Origin of the sequence: Rhizobium sp. YAF28 (assembly GCF_052113285.1) — a bacterium.
Lineage (GTDB): Bacteria > Pseudomonadota > Alphaproteobacteria > Rhizobiales > Rhizobiaceae > Rhizobium.
On record NZ_JBFRCX010000007.1, the window covers coordinates 64454 to 85743 of the forward strand.

Sequence of the window (21290 nt, forward strand, 5' to 3'; positions counted from 1 at the left end):
TCAATCCTTTTTGCGGCGCTTTCAGGCGGCGCTGCGTACGCTCGAAATCGTGCCGATGAGATCGTTGACGATACGCTCGATCTGCGCCCGGTCGTCGCCTTCCGCCATGACGCGGATCAGCGGCTCGGTGCCGGAGGGACGGATGACGAGGCGGCCATTCTTGGAAAGCTCGGCTTCCGCATCGGCAATCGCCTTGACCACCTGCAGATCCTCCAGCGGCTTGCCGCCGGTAATGCGGACATTGCGCAGAAGCTGCGGCACTGGCTCGAAGCGGCGGCAGATTTCGCTGACCGTTTTGCCGGTACGCTTGACTGCCGCCAGAATCTGCAGGGCGGCAACGAGACCGTCGCCTGTTGTGCCGTAATCCGAAAGCACGATATGGCCGGACTGCTCGCCGCCGACATTGTAATTGTGCTGGCGCATATGTTCGACGACGTAACGGTCGCCGACCTTCGTGCGGGCAAGTCCGAGGCCCTTATCCTCAAGGAAGCGCTCGAGGCCGAGATTGGACATGACAGTCGCAACGATGCCGTTGCCGCGCAGCTGCTGGCTCTCTGCCCAGCTTTCGGCGATGACGGCCATCAGCTGATCGCCATCGACGATCGAGCCGTTTTCATCGACAATGATGACGCGGTCCGCATCGCCATCGAGCGCAATGCCGATATCGGCGCGCACCTCGTCGACCTTCTTCTGCAGGGCGACCGGGCTGGTAGAGCCGCAATTCAGGTTGATGTTCGTGCCGTTCGGATCGTTGCCGATCGTCACCACGTCGGCGCCGAGCTCCCACAGAACGGCAGGCGCCACCTTGTAGGCCGCACCGTTGGCGCAGTCGACCGCGACGCGCAGGCCCTGCAAGGTCACGTCGCGCGGCAAGGTGCGTTTGACGTGCTCGAGATAGCGGTAGATATCGCCATCGACGCGCTTGGCTCGGCCGATTTCCTCAGCCTTGGCAAGCTGTCCCGATAGATCCTTGTCCAGCAGGTCCTCGATTTGCGCTTCGATGTCATCGGAGAGCTTGTAACCATCAGGACCGAAAAGTTTGATACCGTTATCTTGGAACGGATTGTGCGAGGCCGAAATCATCACGCCGATATCGCATCGCAGCGAACGCGTCAGCATGGCAACCGCAGGTGTCGGAATAGGACCGAGCAGGAACACGTCCAGTCCCGCCGCGGTAAAGCCGGCCACGAGGGCATTCTCCAGCATGTATCCCGACAGGCGCGTGTCCTTGCCGATCACCACACGATGACGGTGGGCGCCGTTACGGAAGATCGTTCCTGCAGCTATGCCGACCCGCATCGCGAGATCCGGCGTCATGGGGAAGATATTGGCTTGGCCTCGGATGCCGTCCGTCCCAAAATAGCGTCTTTTCATATGCACTCCTGCGCTTTCCGCGCGCCGTAGAAGCTTAGGCATTCCTCAAGCAAGAATCCGGCTTCAAAGATTGGTGCTGCGCCCGAAACCTTGATTCAGACTTGTCTTTAGTCAGCGGAATGCCACAAAACCGCGTATCCGGCACGTAAATTACCAAGAAAACTGATTATATCCTGTTACTAATATTAAAAGGGCCGGATTCCCTGTGGAAATCCGGCCCTTTAGGCAAATTCCTGTTCAATTTCAGTGAGGCTGCGGCTCCAGCCCACCCTCCGGTTCATCACCCTTGGAAGCAGGGCGCGCACCGGCCTTCGGCACGGCCGAGCCGCGGCTCGGAGGCGAATCATCGCCAAGATCGCGCGCAGGCTTTTCGCCACGGATCAGAGCCTTGATCTCTTCGCCGGTCAGCGTCTCGTATTCGAGCAGCCCTTCGGCGAGAGCGACGAACTCGTCATGCTTTTCCGTCAGGATCGTGCGAGCCTGCGTATAGGCTTCGTCGATCAGGCGGCGCACTTCGTTGTCGATCTTCTGCGCGGTCGCTTCGGAGACGTTCTTCGACTGCGAAACAGAATGACCGAGGAAGACCTCCTGCTGGTTCTCGCCATAGGCAACCTGGCCGAGCTCGTCGGAGAAGCCCCATTGGGTGACCATCGCACGGGCAAGCTTGGTCGCCTGCTCGATGTCGGAGGAAGCACCGGAAGTGATGTTTTCCTTCCCGAAGGTCAATTCTTCGGCAACGCGGCCGCCCATCATGATGCAGAGGCGCGAAATCATCCACTTGTAGCTCATCGAGTAGCGGTCGCCCTCGGGAAGCTGCATGACCATGCCGAGCGCACGGCCACGCGGAATGATCGTTGCCTTGTGCAGCGGATCGGCGACGGCGACGTTCAGCGCCGTGATGGCGTGACCGGCCTCGTGATAGGCGGTGAGCTTCTTTTCCGCTTCGGTCATCGCCGAAGAGCGGCGCTCCGCACCCATCATGATCTTGTCCTTGGCGTCTTCGAATTCCTGCATGGTCACGACACGCTTGTTGCGGCGGGCGGCCATGAGGGCAGCTTCGTTGACGAGGTTCATCAGGTCCGCACCGGAGAAACCGGGCGTACCGCGAGCCAGAACCTTGAGATCGACATTCGGTGCCAGCGGAACGTTGCGGGCATGAACCTTCAGGATGCGTTCGCGGCCGACGATGTCAGGGTTCGGAACGACGACCTGGCGGTCGAAACGGCCCGGACGCAGCAGCGCCGGATCGAGAACGTCAGGACGGTTGGTCGCGGCGATCAGGATGATACCTTCATTGGCTTCGAAACCGTCCATCTCGACGAGGAGTTGGTTCAGCGTCTGTTCGCGTTCATCGTTACCGCCGCCGAGACCGGCGCCACGATGGCGACCGACCGCGTCGATTTCGTCGATGAAAATGATGCAGGGTGCATTCTTCTTCGCCTGCTCGAACATGTCGCGGACGCGGCTTGCACCGACACCGACGAACATTTCAACAAAGTCCGAACCGGAAATGGTGAAGAACGGCACGTTGGCTTCGCCGGCAACCGAGCGGGCGAGCAGCGTCTTACCGGTACCCGGAGGGCCGACAAGCAGCACGCCGCGCGGGATCTTGCCGCCGAGGCGCTGGAACTTCTGCGGGTCGCGCAGGAACTCGACGATCTCTTCCAGGTCCTGCTTGGCTTCGTCAACGCCGGCAACGTCATCGAAGGTCACGCGGCCATGCGCCTCGGTCAGAAGCTTGGCCTTGGACTTGCCGAAGCCCATCGCGCCGCGCGAACCGCCCTGCATCTGCCGCATGAAGAACAGCCAGACGCCGAGGATCAAGAGCATCGGCAGCAACGTTCCGAGATAGCTCAGGAAGCCGGAGGAACCATCGGTTTCCGGGCGCGCAGTGACAGCGACATTCTTGGATTGCAGGCGCTCCAGCAGATTGTCGTCGATCACAGGCGAATAGGTCTGGAAGGTATTGTTATTCTCCAGATATGTTCCGGTCAGCCTGTTACCGGTGACCACGACATCCTTCACGCGGCCCGCATCGACCTCACGCAGGAACTGCGAATAAGGAACTTCACGCGAACCCGTCTGCGCCGGAGCCGTCTGGAACATACTGAAGAGGGCGATCAGCAGAAGCGCTATGATCGCCCACAAGGCGAAATTACGTAAGTTAGGGTTCATTGAACTCCCCAGCACTGGACAGTCGCCTCATGGCGGCCGTCATATTTGGTCTCTAACATAGGGTTGCGCCAGGCCATTGCCAAGGCGATCCACTCTGTCAGATCGTTTTTCCGTCAATACTTCTTAAAGGCGGCTCCGCATAGGGCGCCCTTGAGAAAACTGCCGAAAGCCTCTCGGCAAAGGTGAAATCAAATCGTGTCAAAAAGCGGTCGAAGGCTGCAAAATGGGGCGTCAAATCGACGGATCGGGCGAATTCCGGCAATAAAAGCCCTTGCCCTGCGGATATGGCCGGCCCAGAAGCCGCAGCCCGTTTCCACGCCGCCTTGGGAAGACCCTGACTCCAATCCCCCTTGTCCTGCCTGTCATGGGAATCCGGCGAGCCTAAGTCGGGCGCGGAAGACCCTTTACGCATTGTTGCCTCATTCGCCAAGCCGGCGCGTGTCGTAATTTCTACGGTCTCTGACGACCTGTTTCTCGCTTCAAATCTTCCATCCCAAACGCCGGCTTCTCCCGACCGAAGCACCAGAGGCAGGATTCCGCGGCTCTCACGTGCCAGATAGAGCCCGTCACGCCGAAAATCGAATACCACACGGCCGACAGTCATTCGCCCCGACTTGCCACCTGTGGCGAATGCAAGAAGCCGCTCCATCTGTTTCCTTCCCGGCACAAACGACTGCCCGCCAAAAACCGCCGTCAGACGGCCAAGCGCATAATCAAGAACTCTGCGATCCTGCTTCAACCCACCGGGCATCACCTGCCCGAGTAAACCGCCATGAAGCCTGAAATGGCGATGCAGCCATTCGGCTCCATCAGAAGAAAGAGCCAGCCGCTCTTCCCAAGCACGACAGATATCCGTCTCGGCAGCGCCCTCAACGGAAAGCTGCCGGCGCGTCCGCACACGCTCGTATTTCACATCTTCGTTGCTGGGATCGTCGATCCACGCCACGCTTCGCGCGGTCAGGAAGCGACGGATATCTGCCCGGGTGGAAAAAAGGAGCGGCCGCAGGATCCAGAAATGCCGGTCGAACAGCACCGCATCCGCGATACCGGTCGAAATCTGCTCCGTCCGCATTCCACGCATGTGCAGCGTTTCGCGCTGATCGTCCAGCGTATGTCCTGTCACCATGAGATCAGCATCGAAGGCTTCCGCCGCCTCGGCAAGAAGACCGTAGCGTGCCTCGCGTGCAGCCGCCAAGATACCGGTGTTCGGCTTTTCCCCCTGCCAGACCATCGTCCGGTGCGCGATGCCCATTGATGCGCAGAGAGTTGCGACCCGGCCGGCCTCATCCGCAGATTCGCGGCGCAGCGCATGGTCGACCGTCGCAGCACAAAGGGAAATGGAAAGATGGGATGCGGCCTTCAGCGCTTCATGGAGCAGCAGGAGCAGGCCACTGGAATCGCTTCCGCCTGAGATCGCGACAAGAATGCGCACGGGTGTCTTCAGCGAAGCGAGGAAACGGTCGATTGCCGCCTCGGGAGAAATCGGATCTTCCGGAAACAAACCGGAAGACCCTAGCAGGCGAGACGCTTCTGTTCGCTCGCGACCTTGTTTATGACGGCACGGGAGGCTTTCGGATACCGCTTGCTGACCTCGCGCAGGGTGGCGCAGGCAGTATCGGTATTGTCCAGTGCGGCAAGCGACATGCCGAGCTTCAGCAGCATCTCGGGCGCCTTTTCGGATGTGCCGTATTTTTGATGGGCATTCAGGAAAGTCTTGGCCGATTCGTTGAACTTGCCCTGCGAATAAAGCGCTTCGCCAAGCCAGAAATTGGCATCTGGAGCACGCGAGCTGTTCGGATAACGGGAGATGTACTGCGTGAATTCCTGCTCTGCCGTAGCGTAGTCGCCGGAAAGCACATGGCCATAGGCCGCCTTGTACTGGTCGGACTCGCTGCCGAGCGAAGCGGTCTGCTGCGGCGCGGCCGCATCCGGCAGCGGTGCGGAACCGACCGTCGCATTCTGGTTCATGGAATTGCCGACAGGATTGCCGTTCTGGTCGAAATCCATGGAGCCCAGCTCGCGCGGCGGCTGGCCGAGGCCTTCATTGGCCGGCACGCCGGTGGAGGGAGCCGTTTCGGCTCCCCGCGGGGCTTGAATGACCTTCGCGATATCATCGCCACCGCCTGATGCCGGTGGAGCGACGTCCGCTTCACTCTTCTTCACCGGCGTCTTGGCAGCACCGCCGGCTCCTGCGCCGCCTCCGGTTTTTTCGAGCTGCTGGAAGCGGAATTCATTGTCTTCCTGCTGCTTGCGGATTGTCTCCTGCATCTGGAGAAGCTGATAGCTCATCTCCTCGATACGGCCGTTCAATTGCCGCATCTGGTCTTCCATCTGCTGGATGCGGATTTCCGCGTCGCTGCCCTGCACCTTGACAACAGGCGCTGCCGTCTGGCTTTGTTGCGCGGATTGGCCGCCGATGTGCAAGCCGAAGAACGAAGCGGAATATGCCGCTCGCTCGCTCCCGGTCACGGCCGCAAGGCACAGCATGCCTGCCACGACTAGTTTCTTCATTTGTATCGTCCTGTCCCAGTGATTCTTCGCGCCCCGATGGCACGACAGGAGATTTTTCCAATTGCTCTCAAAAAGCAACGGAGTCTGGCCAAAGTGTGGTCAAAAAGAAAGGCGGCCCGCAAGGAGCCGCCTCGTCAAATTCCGGCTTTTGCCGTGAATTACATGCCTGCGCCGCCGAGAACGGTGACGGCACGGCGGTTCTGCGACCAGCAGGAAATGTCGTCGCAGACGGCGACCGGACGTTCCTTGCCGTAGGAGATCGTCTTCATGCGCTGGGCCGGAACGCCGCGCGAAGCGAGATAATCCTTGGCGGCTGCAGCGCGGCGAGCGCCGAGAGCGAGGTTATATTCGCGCGTGCCGCGCTCGTCGGCATGGCCTTCGACCGTGATCTGGTAGTTCGGGTAGCGACCGAGCCACTGAGCCTGACGGTCGAGCGTCTGGGCAGCATCGGCGCGGATCGAAGTGGAGTCGGTATCAAAGAAGATGCGGTCGCCGACATTGACCGTGAAGTCCTGGGTGGAGCCAGGTGTTGCCGCACCTGCACCGAGGCCGAGCTCGCCGGCACTGTTCGGCACGTTCTTCTTGGCGCAGCTTGCGAGAGCAAGGCCGGCGACAAGCGCGATCATGACGGGGTTACGGGCGAAATTCTGCATGCGGCTCATTGCCGGGGTGTGAATTCGGCTCATGGCCGGGTCTCCTTGCGACTTCAATCAGGGTTTCCGGACAGTAACCGCACTCGGTTAACCGGCCATCAAAGATTATGGTTAACGATTCGTTGATTTGTCCCTGCATCGCCCATTTTCAGGACTTTGCGGCGACATGAAGGCGATATTCTTCCCCTCCACTACTCCAGAAGCGGCGACCAGGCCGGGTCCGAGCCGTAGGCAGGCGTCTTGATGGCCTGTTCATTGTAGCCAGTCAGGTCGATCGAATAGAGCTGCGGACCGCCCGCACCTGCTGCCTGGCGAAAGAACATGATGACGCGGCCATTCGGCGCCCAGGTCGGGCCTTCATTGTGGAAACCGGTCGTCAAAATGCGTTCGCCAGAACCATCCGGCTTCATGACGCCGATCGAGAATTTGCCGCCCGACTGCTTGGTGAAAGCGATCAGATCGCCACGCGGCGACCAGACCGGCGTGGAGTAACGGCCATCGCCGAAGGAAATACGGGTCTGGCCCGAACCGTCGGCATTCATGACATAGATCTGCGACTGTCCGCCGCGGTCACTTTCGAAGGCGATGCGATTGCCGTCAGGAGAATAGGAGGGTGACGTATCGATCGCAGCCGTGGATGTCAGACGGGTCGTCGTGCGCGAACGCAGGTCCATCGTGTAGATGTTCGAGTTGCCTTCCTGCTGCAGGCTCATGATGACCTTCTGGCCATCAGGAGAAAAGCGCGGCGAGAAAGTCATGCCCGGGAAGTTGCCGACAACTTCGCGCTGTCCGGTTTCGAGCTGCAGCAGATAGACGCGCGGCTGCTGGTTGGCGAAGGACATGTAGGTGACTTCCTGCCGGTTCGGCGAGAAGCGCGGCGTCAACACGAGGTCGCTGCCGTCGGTCAGCATGCGCACGTTGAAGCCGTCCTGGTCCATAATCGCCAGTTGGCGCTTGCGCTGCTGCTTGGGGCCGGATTCGGAAACGAAGACGACACGGGTGTCGAAATAGCCCTCCTCGCCGGTGATCTGCTTGTAGATCGCGTCAGCGATGATATGGGCGACGCGCCGCCAATTCTCAGGCTGCGTGTAGAACTGCTGGCCGGTCATCTGCTGGCCGGCGAAAGTATCCCAGAGACGGAATTCGGCGCGAAGGCGACCATCCGCTTCCTGGGTGACACGACCGGTGACCAGCGCTTGCGCATTGATGACTTTCCAATCTTCGAAGCGCGGCGAGGCATCGGGGTTGGAGATCTTTTCGATGAAGGCCGTCTTATTGACCGGCGCAAACAGACCGGAGCGCTGAAGATCCGCCGCGATGACCTGAGAAACCTGCGCACCCATGTTGCCCTGCAGGAAGTCCGTCACCGCAATGGGCAGCGGCTGAACGTTACCCTTGTTGATGTTGATCTCAACAAGGGCGTTGGCTGGCGTCGCAAAGGCGGCCGCAGTCATCAGACCGGCAGCGACCATGATGGCGCGGAAGAAGGAACACTTTGTCATACCAAACAGCCTTTCAGCATCTATGGAGTCGGATCGCCGGGTTCGAAGCGCAGGACGACTTCTTTCCAGGATTCGTATTTGTCTTTCGGAAGCATCGTGAAGGGCGACGCAACCACCACGGCACGAAGCGCTGCAGCAGAGAACCCCTTGCGGGCCGCCTCCGTGCCGCCGGTCGCGGCGACCGCTGGCGAACCAACGATAGCGCCGGTCCTGTCGAGGTTCATGTGAACGGTGATCAGGACTTTCCCACCCTGAAGCAGATCCGGGGGAATGTTGAAATGAGCCGCAACGGCTTCGCGAATGGCCACTGCGGGCTCATCGGAAGTTGCCGCCCTGGCCGGTTGCGCCGGCCCGGCAAGCGCAAAGCCGAGCGCCGCGGCGAGCATGGCGGCGGCTGCAAGGTGCTTGTTGCCGTGGGACAGGTTTGCCAGCATCAGATTCCAAAATCGCTCGCGTCGAAGTTGAGAACCATCTCGTTCCAACCGTTGTCCCCCTCATACTTGTCTGCGGGCAGATTCTTGAGAGGAGACGATTTCATGACAGCACGATACACGCTGCTCTTGAGAGCCTGGCGTGTTGCATCGGGGCCTCCTGTGGCAATGACCTCTGGATCGCCAACGACATTTCCGGCCTGATCAAGCTGGAAACGAACCTGAAGATGAACGTCGCCCGCGCCCGCCAACCCCGAAACAACCGACCAATTACCGGAGATTTGACCGCGTACTGCGTCGACCTCGCTCTGGCTAAGTTTGGCACCGCCATTGCTCTTCTTCGCGCCTAGCGACGCTTCCTGTGTCGAACGCTTGGCGCCGCCGGCGGAAGGATCGGTCTTGTTCAACAGAGCGGAGATCTCGTCCGCATTGAAGTCGCTCTTCATCGAGGAGGCAGATTTCGCCACTTCCTGCTTTTTGTCGGCTTTCTTCTTGTCCGTCGGCTTCTCGGCCGTCTTCGGCTGCTCCTGAGGCTTCTCAGGCGGCTTTTCGGCAGCCTTCGGTTCCGGCGGCTTTGCCTGCGGCTTGACGACCGGCGTCGGAACGTTATCCGGCAAGGCCTCGGTATCCGGCTTCGGCGGTTCGGCAGGCTTGGCCTGTTCTTCCGGCGGCTTTTCCTCGGGCTTCGGTGGCGTCACGTCCACCGGCTTGGTCTGCGGAATGGAAGCGACTTCCTTCGGCTGCTCGACGTCGGTTTCTTCCTTGTTGACTTCCTTGACGTCGTTCGGCTTCGGATCGATCTGCGGCTGCGGCTTGTCGCTGGAATTGGCAGCGGCCGCATCGGTGTTGGTCGGCTTGGCGTTCGGCAGAGGCGGCGTCTTCAGGTCGACTTTGTTGTCGCCGGCATTTTCGGCCGGCTGCGGGATCGGCGGCCGTGTCGTCGGTACAGGCGCAGACGTCTCCTTCTTCGGAGCCTTCTTGTCGCCCTGCTGCATCTGCGTGATGGATTCCACCGGCACGAGGTCGACCGGCATCGCCTCGAAATCCTCCACCTTGAAGGATTCCGGCGCGCCGAGCGACACCAGCGCCCAGGTAAGCACCAGCCCGTGCAGAACCGCAGATGTGACGACGCTGGTCTTCATCTTGAGCGTTACTGGTCCTTCTTCTGCTGCGTCACGAGGCCGATATTCTTGAAGCCTGCGCCCTGGATGCGGGCCATGACGTCAGCAATCACGCCATAAGGCGCCGTCGCATCACCGCGCACGAAGATGCGCTCGTTGTAGCCAGTAGTGGCGATCGCCTCCAGCTTTGCAGCAATTTCTTCGGCCGGGATCGGCGTTTCCTGCAGATAGACTTCGCCGCTGTTCTTGACCGAGATCGTGATCGGCTGCGTCTCAGAATTCAGTGCCTTGGCCTGCGTTTCCGGCAGATCGATCGGAACGCCGACCGTCATCATCGGGGCCGCCACCATGAAAATGATGAGAAGCACCAGCATGACGTCGACGAGCGGCGTCACGTTGATTTCGGAGATCACACCCTTGTTGCGGCTACCACGGCGGCGGCGTCCGCCGCCCCCTCCGCTATTGCCGCCTACAGCCATACCCATGATCGTCTACTCCGTTACTGCGCAGCCTGGCGCGGCTGCAGCTTCTCGTCGATCTGGCGCGAAAGGATGGCTGAGAATTCATCCGCAAAGCCTTCCATGCGACCCGAGAGCTTGCCCGCGTCGGCGGAGAACTTGTTGTAGGCGATAACCGCCGGGATAGCGGCGACGAGGCCGATGGCGGTCGCAAGAAGCGCTTCCGCGATACCGGGTGCGACGACCGCGAGGTTGGTCGACTTCGAACCGGCGATCGCCTGGAACGAGGTCATGATACCGACAACCGTACCGAAGAGGCCGATGAACGGACCGGCCGAGCCGATCGTCGCCAGCGACCCGAGGCGGGCAGAGAGAAATTCGGATTCGCGGGCGAGCGTCACGTCCATGGCGCGATCGATACGCATCTGCAGGCCGATCGGCGAACGTGCGCCGCGCTCGAAGGACTTCTTCCATTCGCGCATCGCCGCGACGAAGATCGCCGCAAGACCGGTGTTGTTGCGCTCGGAAAGCGTCCGGTAGAGTTCTTCCAGCGACTGGCCAGACCAGAAGACCTGTTCGAACTTGTCGAACTGGCGACGGGCGCGGCCATAGGCCAGATATTTGTCAATGACGATAGCCCAGGTCCACACCGAAGCGGCGATAAGGCCGAGCATGACCAGCTTGACGACGATGCCGGCCTGCATGAAAAGCGACCAGAGGCTGACGTCGGTCGTGGCTGCTGCCAATCCTACTTGTTCCATAGATCCAAAATCCCCGAATCCAAACGCCCGGCGCTTGACCGGGCGGCACGAAGTGATCACGCAAGAATGTCTGGCGGCCGCCGCCCAAAGCCCTGGTCAAGCTTCCAAGCTCTTCTTCCGCCTTCTTGCCGTCAAATTTGGTCAAAGGAAGGCGTGCGTCGCACAAACTCCGACTCCGCAAGTAAGACACCATTATGGTTAATAGATCGTTAGTGCCAGACTATGACAGCGGGAATGTCGCGGGAGATTTTGTTCCTGGATAACTTGACCGGAACATTGTCCGGTTGCTGAACACAGCGCTCATCTTGCAGCGCAGCAATTCCTTCACATAAAATTCAAGTTTTTACAAGCCCTCGATTCCAGCAGTTTGACGCAGGAAACGCAGGCATATCCCGGCTGTTTTCAGCTTTCGGGAATGAGCATTTGCCTTGCCAGTGCCTCCGGCAGCCGGCGCGGCCTACCCTTGGCATTGATCACGGCGATGATCACCTTGGCAGCGATCAGCAGCGTATCGTCGCGGCGGATTTCCTGGTTGAGCACCATCTTCGCGCCGCCGGCCTTTTCGGTGTGTGTGATCACGGTCAAAATGTCGTCCATGCGGGCCGGGCTTTTGAAGTCGATCTCCATGCGATGAACGACGAAGACGAGTCCTTCCTCGTCCGCATTCACGAGCTCTCGCTGCTCCACACCGAGACAGCGCAGGTAGTCGGTGCGGCCCCGTTCGAGGAAATGCAGATAGCGTGCGTGATAGACCAGACCGGAGAAATCCGTATCTTCATAATAGACCCGCTGGACGAGTCGATGCCCCACGTCGGTGAGCTCGCCGGAAATAGAAAAACCGTGTTCCGCCATAATTTTCTCCAAACTTTCCGGCCCTCTTTGACGCAACACTTCTCGACAGGCAAGCATTGAACAATTGTCATATTTCCTAATTATCCCGATGGAAAACAACCGATGAGGAGCCAGTGGCATGAAGATTGCGGTGATGGGTGGAGACGGTTTCATCGGTTGGCCAACCTCGCTGCATCTCTCCGATGCCGGGCATGACATCCACATCCTCGACAATCTCTCCCGCCGCTGGATCGACACCGAGCTCGGTGTCCAGTCGCTGACGCCGATGGACTCCATTCAGGAGCGCACCCGCATCTGGCATGCCGAGACCGGCCGCCGCATTCATTTCAATCTGATCGACCTCGCTCGGGACTACGAGCTCCTGAAGAAGTGGCTCGCGGAAAACCGGCCGGATGCGATCATCCATTTCGCCGAGCAGCGCGCTGCGCCCTACTCGATGAAGAGCGACCGGCACAAGAATTACACTGTTAACAACAATGTTAGCGCCACGCATAATCTCCTGAATGCTTTGGTCGAGTTGCAGCTCGATGCGCATCTGGTCCACCTCGGCACCATGGGCGTCTATGGCTATTCGACGGTCGGCGCCGCCATCCCGGAAGGTTATCTGCCTGTCGGCATCGAGACGATGGATGGCGAAACTGCCTCCCAGGAGATTCTCTATCCATCCAATCCCGGCTCGATCTACCACATGACCAAGTGCCTGGATCAGCTGCTCTTCCAGTTCTATGCCAAGAATGACAGCCTTAGGATCACTGATCTGCATCAAGGCATCGTGTGGGGCACGCATACTGAACAGACGCGCCGCCATCCACAGCTCATCAACCGCTTCGATTATGACGGCGACTACGGCACGGTGCTGAACCGGTTCCTCATTCAGGCCGCCATCGGCTATCCGCTGACCGTCCACGGCACCGGTGGCCAGACGCGCGCCTTTATCCATATCCAGGATTCCGTCCGCTGCATCGAACTGGCACTCAAGAATCCCCCCCCGCGCGGCTCACGCGTCGAGATCTTCAACCAGATGACGGAGACCCATCGCGTGCGCGATCTCGCCGAGATGATCGCCAAGATGGCTGGTTCCGAAGTCGTCTGGCTGCCCAATCCGCGCAAGGAAGCTGCCGAAAACGATCTGGTCGTCAGGAACGACAAGTTCCTCAGCCTCGGCCTCGATCCGATTACCCTGAAGGCAGGCCTGCTCGACGAAATCGTCGAAGTCGCCAAGAAATTCGCTTACCGTGTCGACCGCTCTCGCGTCCCGGCCGTCTCCGCCTGGACGAAGGATATCGCCGCGACAATTAATCACGACCCGGAAGGCAAGCGGCTGAAGTCCGTATCATGAGTGGTGCTTTCTTCTCGAAGCAACGGCCTTGCCGGAGCGAGGCCGTTCAGGAAAGTACCCCGCATCCATGACCCCTGCCCCGCACTTCGCCTACGTCACTCTCGTCACCAACGCCGATTACGCCATGGGCGCGACGGCACTGGCAAACTCGCTGCGTCGCACCGGCACGGACGCCTCCATCGTCATTCTGCATACCGGCGGAGTCGACGCGGCCACCCTCGCCCCGCTGAACGCTCTCGGCTGCCGGCTGATCGAAGTCGAGCATCTGCCGTTGTCGGATGCTTTCAACGAGCGGCATGCGCGCGGCAATCTCCACTCCGCAGCACCTTTCACCAAAGGCCGCAAGCCGACCTTTCATTCGCCGCTCGACAATTTCTGCAAGCTCCGCCTCTGGCAGCTTGTCGAATATGAGCGCTGCGTTTTCATCGATGCCGATGCGATCGTCTTGAAGAATGTCGACAAGCTCTTCGCCTACCCGGAATTCTCCGCGGCGCCGAATGTCTATGAAAGCCTTGCCGACTTCCACCGCATGAACTCCGGCGTCTTCGTTGCCCGCCCTTCGCAAGAGACCTTCCGGCAGATGCTTGCAGTTCTGGATCAGCCCGACATCTTCTGGCGGCGCACAGACCAGACCTTCCTCGAGACGTTCTTCCCCAATTGGCATGGTCTGCCGGTCTATTTCAACATGCTGCAATATGTCTGGTTCACGATGCCGGCCCTGTGGGATTGGAAGAGCATTTCTATCCTGCACTATCAGTATGAAAAACCTTGGGAAAAAGATCATCCCAAGGCAGCGAGGCTACAACCTTTGATCGATTTGTGGCATTGTTTTCATATTGGCGGCCACGTGCCGGAGATTGCATCTCTGGCCAATCCGGATGAGGCGGCATGAAAGTACTGGTATCAGGCGGAACGGGTATCGTCGGACGTTATATCGTCGAAGAGCTGCTTTCTGCCGGATATCAGGTGATTATCGGCGGACGGCGGGCGCCGCTCCCCCAGTCCTTCTCTCGTCCGGTCGATTTCGCCCCGCTTTCGCTCGATCCGGACGAGGACGATATCGGCGCCTTCGATGATGCCTATTTTTTCGTGCACGCCGCCTTCAGTCACATCGAAGGAAAATACCGCGGCGGCGAAGGCGATGATCCAAAGGCGTTTCACCGCCTGAATCTCGATGGTACAGTGAAACTCTTCGAGGAGGCAAAGCGCGCAGGCACCCGCCGTTGCATCTTCATGTCCAGCCGTGCCGCTTACGGCGAGCCTGCACCAGGCACCGAGCTTTTCGAAACCATGCCCGCCACGCCGGAAACCCTTTACGGACAGGTCAAGCTTGATGCGGAGCGGGCGCTCGCCCATCTTTCCGGCCCAGGCTTTGCAGGAGCAAGCCTGCGGGCAACAGGCGTTTACGGTGACCGGTCCCCAAACAAATGGGATCGACTGATCGACGACTATCTGAGCGGCCAGCCTGTTTCCCCACGTGCGGGAACCGAGGTGCATGGACGCGATCTCGGCCGTGTCGTGCGGCTGATGCTGGAAACGGAAAGTGCCCGAATCTCCGGCGAGGTCTTCAACGTTTCGGATATCGCCGTCGATACGAGGGATATCCTTTCGCCGATCCGCCATCACGTCGACTGTCCCTTCCCGCTGCCCGAAGCAGCGGACAAGGCAGAGCTTTGCACCATGAACACGAGTAAGATCCGCGCGCTCGGCTGGAAGCCCGGTGGCATGCCCCTTTTCGAACAAACGATGCAGCGATTGGCTGGGAAACAAGGGGTTCCGCGCCCCAGTTCCACGCAAGTCTGATCTGGCAGAGTGCGCCCCAAATGTAATCGGGGGTATATTATGCAGCTCGCAACCGTTTCGGCGTCCACCCTTCTGCGCGGCACTCAGCCGGCACAATCCGGCGTTTCGTCCACGAGCAACGAGCCCGATACCGGCGTATTGAAGATCCAGCGGCAGTCGCTGGCGCTGGAACAGGTGCGTAATTCGCTGGCAAGCTCCGCCGACGATGCGAAGAGCCGCGCCCAGCGCAAGCTCGAAGAAGCCAAGCAGGAGCTTCAGGCGCTGAAGACGGCGGGCTTCCCGCCTGAAGTGATTGCGCGTCTCGCCGCCGAACTCGCACGTAAGGTTGGCGCCGCGGCCTCCGAATTTGCCTCGGCCGTTGCAACCGGCGGCTCTTCCGATGCAAGTGCTGCGACCAGCACAGCAGCCATATCAGCTTCCACCGCCGCGACGACCGATGCCACCACCAATGCAACGGCCGACGTTGTCGCAAGCGATGCAACGGCTTCAACCGAGGCAACGCAGGGTGCCGAAACGACAACGGAAGCAGTGGAAGACGGCACGGACACGGCGGAAACAGACGGTGCGGCTCATGCCCGCAAGGCCTATCAGGAAATCGTCGAAGACGGTCCGAAGTCGTCGGCAATTTCCGCCGATGACCGCAAGACGATGGAAGAGTTCAAGTCCGTCGTCCGCGAGCTGAAGCAGATCCTCGAAAAGGCCATGCGCGATCTGCGCGAGAAGAACCGCGACGCCGCCGCCGAAGGTGCAATCGGAACAGCACAATCAGCCGTGACCGGCCTGTCGGCTGCCGTGCCGACGGCGACCATTCCCTCGAGCATCGTCGTCTAAGCCTTAGGCGCGGCCGTCTGCGGCAGAAAATGGATCGTTGCCTGGTTGACGAGCAGCACAAGGCAGGCGGCAAAGACAGTCGCAAATAGCCTATCCAGCAGCGCGGAAGCCGGCAGGGCATGATCGGCGGTTCCCGTGGCCATCATCATCAGCGGCGTCATCACCATCGAATAGGCGAGATAATTCCTGGCTCTCAGAAAGGGCCTGCTACCGCCGAGCACGGCGACAACAAGCACATCTGCCCAGGCTGGCAAGGTAAGAAACGACAGCAATCCCGCACAAAAGACACCGAAGAGAACGCCGATCACTCTTTGCGTCGTCTTGAGTGGCAAGCGTTCCGGCCGCCGCTCGATCAGCAGCACCAGCGCCAGCGCAGCCCAGTGAACATCGTGATCGGGAAAGAACAGGTGGATGAGCGAGACCGCGCCCAGGCAGGAAACCAGTCGGACTGGATATTGCCAGCCAGCTGGCTCCGTCAGGGAGCGCCACAGCCTGTTGAATTTCTGTCCGGCGCTCGGCTTGCGTTCATCCTCGACCGGCTCTGCCGCATGACGGCGGATATGTGCAACGACCACAGCCATCACCATGTGGAGAACGACAGCGAAAAGTGCGCCGCCGATGACAATGGCAAAGATGAGCAGCGGATCTGCCGTGGTGGTAGAGACGATGCCGCCGACCATGACGAGATAGAAGACAAAGCGCATGGAGGCGGCGACAACAGCGCGATCGAAACCGCCGACGATACCGGCAATGCCGGCAATCACCAACAGGCCCATCTGCCAAGCACCGCCAAGCCGCCCGAGTGCGCAGGCAAGCCCCGTCGCAAACACTAGGACCAGCAATGCGGCCCCTGCGCTCGCAGCTTGCGTCCTCAGTCTGCCATGCGCTACCGTCCCGCTCATCGCCATGCCGCCGATCAGGCCAAGCCCCGTATGATGGCCCCTCGCCGCAAGCAGCGCCGGAACGGCCATGGCAAGCGCCGATACGGCGATTTCGATCGCCGTCACTTCCTTTTCAGTCGACCAGCGAAAGGCTCCGGCTACGTGATTGAGTGTCTTTTCCATCAATCGTTTCTCAGACCCGGAATTGGGCATCCAAGAAATAATACGCACTGCGTACGATATGTCCAGTAATCACGACGCACCTGCGACACGCATCTTGCGCTCCGTCCTGCTGCTCGGCCGCCGCTTGCGGGCTGCGCGCCCCGAAGGTCCGCACAGCCTGTCGACCATTGCGATCCTCGCCACGCTTCATCGCTTGGGGCCGATGCCCGCCTGGCGGCTGGCCCTGGAAGAACATCTGCAGCCGCAATCGGTCACCCGTATCATCGCGGCCCTTGAGCGCGACGAGCTGATCAGCCGCATGCGTAGCGAGACCGACCGCCGCGAGATCGAACTGTCGATCACTCCTCACGGCCGCACGGTGTTGTCCGAGGACATAGGCGCTCGCCGCGCCTGGTTGGAAAAAACGATGGACGACCACCTGACACCGGAAGAGCGCAGGACATTGATGGAAGCGTCGGAAATCATGCTGAAACTCGCCTATGCCCATATCGAGAACGAGGCGCAATCAGGCGAGGAATAGACCCTTTTCACCTGTTGCAATCAGCCGCAAGCGGTTATGTTCGCCGGACAACGATATGGAATTGAGATGACGCCCAAGGAATTGAAGGCTCAATTGCGCGCTGAGCGTCTGGCACTCAGGGATGCGATCCCGACGGATCTGCGCGCAGCCAAAAGCCTCGACATGGCAGCCCATGCCGGCGATGCGATTGTTTTTACACCCGGCACGATCATCTCCGGTTTTCTGCCGATCCGTTCGGAAGCCGATCTGCAGCCGCTGATGGCACGGTGGCGCGGACGCGGCGCCCGCCTTTGCGTGCCCGCAATCATCGACAAGCAGACCATCGTCTTCCGCGAACTCGTCCACGGCACGGCAATGATCGGCACCGGCTTCGGAACGGTCGGCCCAGGCGAAGACGCTGCTATCCTCGACCCCGAAATCATGCTGGTGCCGCTGTCGGCCTTCGATTCCCGCGGCCACCGCATCGGCTACGGCGCCGGCCATTATGACCGTGCAATCGGCCGTCTCCGGCAAAAAGGCTTGTCGCCGAAGCTGATCGGCATTGCATTTGACTGCCAGGAAGTGGCAGAGGTACCGGCTGAGCCGCATGACATAAGCCTGGATGCCATCCTGACGGAAAGCGGCCTGCGCCATTTTACCTCACGGATTGGATAGGGAATGCGACTGCTATTTCTGGGTGACATGGTCGGCAAGACGGGACGCACGGCGGTCTGGGACCGCCTGCCCGGTCTGGTTTCCGACTTGAAGCTCGACTTCGTCATCGTCAATGGCGAAAACGCCGCCGGCGGCTTCGGCATCACCGAAGACATCTTTCTGGAAACGATCAATGCCGGCGCCGATGTGGTGACGACAGGCAATCACGTCTGGGACCAGAAGGATGCCGTCGCTTTCGCAGGCCGCCATGACCAGTTTCTGCGTCCGGCAAATTATCCGCAGGGAACGCCCGGCCGCGGCTCCGGTCTTTTCTATGCGCGCAACGGCGCGCGTGTGCTCGTCGCCAACATCATGGGCCGCGTCTTCATGCATCCCGAGCTCGACGACCCCTTCAAGGCGGCTGAGACGATCCTTGCCGCCTGCCCGCTGAAGGAGCAGGCCGATGCCATCATCTTCGATTTCCATGCGGAAGCGACGAGCGAAAAGCAGTGCTTCGGCCATTTCGTCGATGGCCGCGCCAGCTTCGTCGTCGGCACCCACACTCATGTGCCGACCGCCGATGCGCAGATCCTGAATGGCGGCACCGCCTATATGTCGGATGCCGGCATGTGCGGCGATTACGATTCCTCGCTCGGCATGGACAAGGAAGAACCGCTGAACCGCTTCATCTCCAAGATGCCGAAGGGCCGTATGGAAGCCGCTACTGGTCCCGCCACCATCTGCGGCGTCGGCGTGGAAATTTCGGATGCGACGGGTCTGGCCGAAAAGATCGCCCCGCTGCGCCTTGGCCCGCGGCTTGCCGAAACGATCCCGGAGTTCTGGCGCTAGGCCACTGCAACACGCAATTGTGAGCATGGTCCGGCTGGACCACTGCGACGGCATGCCGCATCTTCGCGGCTTCGTGAAAGCGCCGGAGGGGTGGCATGAAGCCGCATTGTCTTGTCCTCGCTATCGCATGCCTAGCGGTTTTCACCGCACCGCGCCTTGCCGCAGCCCAGGAAAACCGCAGACCTGTCAGCCAGTGCCAGGCTATCGCGCAGACTATCCCCAAGGCGACCTTCGCCAGCTTCTCCGTTACGGCGCCGATAATCCCGGCGGTGTCCGAGGACGAAGATGTTAAATTCACCTACCTTGGCCATTCTACCTTCGAGATCGACACACCCGGCGGCATTGTCATCGCCACCGATTATAACGGCTGGTACAAACCCGCGGTAACACCCGATGTCGTGACCATGAACAAGGCGCATCAGACGCATTACACGCTGACGCCAGACCCGGGCATCAAGCATGTTCTGCACGGCTGGAGCGATATTCCCGGCGACAAGGCGAAGATCAATCTTGTCGTCGGCGATGCCTATATCCGCAATGTGACGACGGATATCCGCTTCAGCTACGGGCTCGGCGGATCGCAGCAGGACGGAAATTCCATTTTCATCTTCGAGATCGCCGGCCTCTGCATCGGCCATCTCGGCCACCTGCATTATGAGCTGACCGACACACATTACACTGAAATCGGCAGGCTGGATGTGGTCATGGTGCCGGTCGATGGCGGCCTGACCATGGGTGCAGACAGTATGAGCCGTGTCATCAAGCGGCTGCGCTCGTCGCTGATCTTGCCGATGCATCGCCGCGGCCCGCCGGTTAACGCCTTCATCTCGATGTTCGGCAATGGTTTCGACGTCAACTACGCGCCCGACAACAGCATCACCGTTTCGCTGCGCACGCTGCCGAAAAAGCCTCTGATCTATGTGATGAAGGACGTGCAGTAAAAAGGCCCGGACCATGCCGGGCCTGTTTGCTCACGCAAATTGCAGATGCCGTTTAATGCCGACGTCAGGCATCTTCTCCTCATCGAAATTGGCCTTGGCAATTTCCCAGCCAAATTTCAGCTTGCTGCCGGTCGAGACCCAGATGTCGGCGTCATCGACATGCATGGAGAGCATCGTCAGCTTTGGATCCTTCTTGCCACCTTCGTACCAGGCGGCAACGACCGAGTTCCAAAACTCCTCGATTTTCGAGGGATCAGGGTGCACCTCGATAACCCCGGACAGGCAGGCATGATAATCATGGTTCTTGCCGATGACGCAGAAATGCGCGCGGCTGCCTGGTTTGATCATCTGCACGAGTTCGGCATCCGTCTTGGTATAGAACCAGATCGTATTGGTGGTCGGATCGACGTTGGGTGCCATCGGCTGCATATGCATATCGATGCCTGAAAGACCAAGCATGCCGGCATTGATATCGTTGATCTGATCCCAGAGCTGACGTGCCGGTTGTTCCCGGGCTTCAGTGAAGCTTGCCATTGCCGTTCCTTTCCTGCTGGTGTTGTCGGTTGAAAACGTCATCTCCTCGGCTTTGTTCCGCCCACCACCACGCCGCCAGGGAAGGATCGAAAAGCTGCTTTTTCCTTGAATATCGCCCTTTCCGATCTTATAAGGCGGCCCATTCCGAACAATGAGACGTGAACAGGGGTGCCATGGCTGGCCATTCACAGTTTAAAAACATCATGCACCGTAAGGGCCGTCAGGATTCCGTGCGCTCGAAAATGTTCTCCAAGCTCGCGCGCGAAATCACCGTTGCCGCCAAGGCCGGCCTGCCCGACCCGACGATGAACGCCCGCCTGCGCCTGGCGATCCAGAACGCCAAGGCCCAGTCTATGCCAAAGGACAATATCGACCGCGCCATCAAGAAGGCTTCCGGCGCCGATACGGAGAACTACGACGAGGTCCGCTACGAAGGCTACGGCCCAGGCGGCACGGCGATCATCGTCGAGGCCCTGACCGACAACCGCAACCGCACCGCCTCCAACGTCCGCTCAATCTTCACCAAGGCCGGCGGCGCACTCGGCGAAACCGGCTCGGTTTCCTTCTCCTTCGACCACGTCGGCGAAATCACCTACAAGCTGTCCGCCGGCGATCCCGACAAGGTCATGGAAGCCGCGATCGAAGCCGGCGCCGATGATGTGGAGACCGACGAGGAAGGCCACTACATCACCACCGCCTTCGAAGCCCTCGGCGAAGTCGCCAAGGCGCTCGAAGCATCCCTCGGCGAAGCCGATACCGTGAAGGCAGTCTGGCGCGCCCAGAACAACGTACCGGTCGACGAAGAGAGGGCGCAGTCGCTGCTGAAAATGATCGACTCGCTTGAAGACGATGACGACGTCCAGAACGTCTATTCGAACTTCGAAGTCTCCGAAGAAGTTCTGGCCAAGCTCTCGGCTTAAAGCCATCCAGGATATTGA

Annotated in this window: 22 protein-coding genes; 9 read left to right on the plus strand and 13 right to left on the minus strand. The window is 59.9% G+C overall.

Annotated elements, in window-relative coordinates; all coding sequences use genetic code 11:
* Positions 1–21 precede the first annotated feature (21 nt).
* The 11 genes from glmM to ybgC form a co-directional block, all read right to left on the minus strand.
* Positions 22–1374 (minus strand): phosphoglucosamine mutase, encoded by a 1353-nt coding sequence (gene glmM / locus AB4Z13_RS17235; RefSeq protein ID WP_007827040.1) that lies wholly within the window; start codon positions 1372–1374, stop codon positions 22–24.
* Positions 1375–1617: 243 nt separating this feature from the next.
* Positions 1618–3549, minus strand: coding sequence for an ATP-dependent zinc metalloprotease FtsH (gene ftsH, locus AB4Z13_RS17240; RefSeq protein ID WP_310383415.1), 1932 nt, complete (start codon positions 3547–3549; stop codon positions 1618–1620).
* Positions 3550–3646: 97 nt separating this feature from the next.
* Entirely contained in the window at positions 3647–5050 is a 1404-nt protein-coding gene (gene tilS / locus AB4Z13_RS17245; protein ID WP_113323791.1) for a tRNA lysidine(34) synthetase TilS, read from the minus strand.
* An 11-nt stretch (positions 5051–5061) separates the two neighbouring features.
* Positions 5062–6060 carry a tol-pal system protein YbgF gene (gene ybgF / locus AB4Z13_RS17250; protein WP_113323792.1) on the minus strand — a complete coding sequence of 333 codons (999 nt, stop codon included), beginning with the start codon at positions 6058–6060 and terminating at the stop codon, positions 5062–5064.
* Between the two features lie 158 nt (positions 6061–6218).
* A complete protein-coding gene (gene pal, locus AB4Z13_RS17255) occupies positions 6219–6746 on the minus strand; it encodes a peptidoglycan-associated lipoprotein Pal (RefSeq protein ID WP_113323793.1) in 528 nt (175 codons plus the stop codon).
* A 158-nt stretch (positions 6747–6904) separates the two neighbouring features.
* Positions 6905–8215 carry a Tol-Pal system beta propeller repeat protein TolB gene (gene tolB, locus AB4Z13_RS17260; RefSeq protein ID WP_113323794.1) on the minus strand — a complete coding sequence of 437 codons (1311 nt, stop codon included), beginning with the start codon at positions 8213–8215 and terminating at the stop codon, positions 6905–6907.
* 20 nt (positions 8216–8235) lie between these two features.
* The gene (locus AB4Z13_RS17265) at positions 8236–8649 is read right to left on the minus strand and encodes a hypothetical protein (RefSeq protein WP_113323795.1); all 414 of its coding nucleotides are present in this window, start codon (positions 8647–8649) and stop codon (positions 8236–8238) included.
* Positions 8649–9788 (minus strand): hypothetical protein, encoded by a 1140-nt coding sequence (locus AB4Z13_RS17270; RefSeq protein ID WP_113323796.1) that lies wholly within the window; start codon positions 9786–9788, stop codon positions 8649–8651. Before AB4Z13_RS17270 ends, AB4Z13_RS17265 begins: the two co-directional genes overlap by 1 nt.
* Positions 9789–9796: 8 nt before the next feature.
* Entirely contained in the window at positions 9797–10252 is a 456-nt protein-coding gene (tolR, locus tag AB4Z13_RS17275) for a protein TolR (RefSeq protein WP_113323797.1), read from the minus strand.
* Between the two features lie 14 nt (positions 10253–10266).
* Positions 10267–10986, minus strand: coding sequence for a protein TolQ (gene tolQ, locus AB4Z13_RS17280; RefSeq protein ID WP_007827062.1), 720 nt, complete (start codon positions 10984–10986; stop codon positions 10267–10269).
* A gap of 402 nt (positions 10987–11388) precedes the next feature.
* Positions 11389–11838 (minus strand): tol-pal system-associated acyl-CoA thioesterase, encoded by a 450-nt coding sequence (ybgC, locus tag AB4Z13_RS17285; protein ID WP_113323798.1) that lies wholly within the window; start codon positions 11836–11838, stop codon positions 11389–11391.
* A gap of 118 nt (positions 11839–11956) precedes the next feature.
* Here ybgC and AB4Z13_RS17290 point away from each other — a divergent pair, with 118 nt between their 5' ends.
* From AB4Z13_RS17290 to AB4Z13_RS17305, 4 genes are all read left to right on the plus strand, one after another.
* Positions 11957–13177 (plus strand): NAD-dependent epimerase/dehydratase family protein, encoded by a 1221-nt coding sequence (locus AB4Z13_RS17290; protein WP_113323799.1) that lies wholly within the window; start codon positions 11957–11959, stop codon positions 13175–13177.
* A 67-nt stretch (positions 13178–13244) separates the two neighbouring features.
* A complete protein-coding gene (locus AB4Z13_RS17295) occupies positions 13245–14069 on the plus strand; it encodes a glycosyltransferase (protein ID WP_113323800.1) in 825 nt (274 codons plus the stop codon).
* The gene (locus tag AB4Z13_RS17300; RefSeq protein ID WP_113323801.1) at positions 14066–14980 is read left to right on the plus strand and encodes an NAD-dependent epimerase/dehydratase family protein; all 915 of its coding nucleotides are present in this window, start codon (positions 14066–14068) and stop codon (positions 14978–14980) included. Before AB4Z13_RS17295 ends, AB4Z13_RS17300 begins: the two co-directional genes overlap by 4 nt.
* 39 nt (positions 14981–15019) lie before the next feature.
* On the plus strand, positions 15020–15811 hold the full coding sequence (locus AB4Z13_RS17305; RefSeq protein WP_113323802.1) for a hypothetical protein: 792 nt from the start codon (positions 15020–15022) through the stop codon (positions 15809–15811).
* On the opposite strand, the gene AB4Z13_RS17310 is transcribed toward AB4Z13_RS17305, so the two are convergent.
* Positions 15808–16875 (minus strand): FUSC family protein, encoded by a 1068-nt coding sequence (locus AB4Z13_RS17310; protein WP_113323803.1) that lies wholly within the window; start codon positions 16873–16875, stop codon positions 15808–15810. The two genes, AB4Z13_RS17305 and AB4Z13_RS17310, sit on opposite strands and share 4 nt — an antisense overlap.
* Positions 16876–16933: 58 nt before the next feature.
* On the opposite strand from AB4Z13_RS17310, the gene AB4Z13_RS17315 reads away from it, so the two are divergent.
* From AB4Z13_RS17315 to AB4Z13_RS17330, 4 genes are all read left to right on the plus strand, one after another.
* A complete protein-coding gene (locus tag AB4Z13_RS17315) occupies positions 16934–17395 on the plus strand; it encodes a MarR family transcriptional regulator (protein WP_113323804.1) in 462 nt (153 codons plus the stop codon).
* A gap of 66 nt (positions 17396–17461) precedes the next feature.
* Entirely contained in the window at positions 17462–18049 is a 588-nt protein-coding gene (locus tag AB4Z13_RS17320) for a 5-formyltetrahydrofolate cyclo-ligase (protein ID WP_113323805.1), read from the plus strand.
* 3 nt (positions 18050–18052) lie between these two features.
* Complete coding sequence (locus AB4Z13_RS17325) at positions 18053–18877, plus strand: TIGR00282 family metallophosphoesterase (protein ID WP_007827096.1); 825 nt, start codon at positions 18053–18055, stop codon at positions 18875–18877.
* Positions 18878–18972: 95 nt separating this feature from the next.
* Positions 18973–19818: an MBL fold metallo-hydrolase gene (locus AB4Z13_RS17330; protein ID WP_113323806.1), complete on the plus strand. Its 846-nt coding sequence runs from the start codon at positions 18973–18975 to the stop codon at positions 19816–19818.
* A gap of 30 nt (positions 19819–19848) precedes the next feature.
* Here AB4Z13_RS17330 and AB4Z13_RS17335 read toward each other — a convergent pair whose 3' ends face one another.
* Complete coding sequence (locus AB4Z13_RS17335; protein WP_113323807.1) at positions 19849–20352, minus strand: pyridoxamine 5'-phosphate oxidase family protein; 504 nt, start codon at positions 20350–20352, stop codon at positions 19849–19851.
* Between the two features lie 173 nt (positions 20353–20525).
* Here AB4Z13_RS17335 and AB4Z13_RS17340 point away from each other — a divergent pair, with 173 nt between their 5' ends.
* Positions 20526–21272, plus strand: coding sequence for a YebC/PmpR family DNA-binding transcriptional regulator (locus AB4Z13_RS17340; RefSeq protein WP_113323808.1), 747 nt, complete (start codon positions 20526–20528; stop codon positions 21270–21272).
* Positions 21273–21290 lie beyond the last annotated feature (18 nt).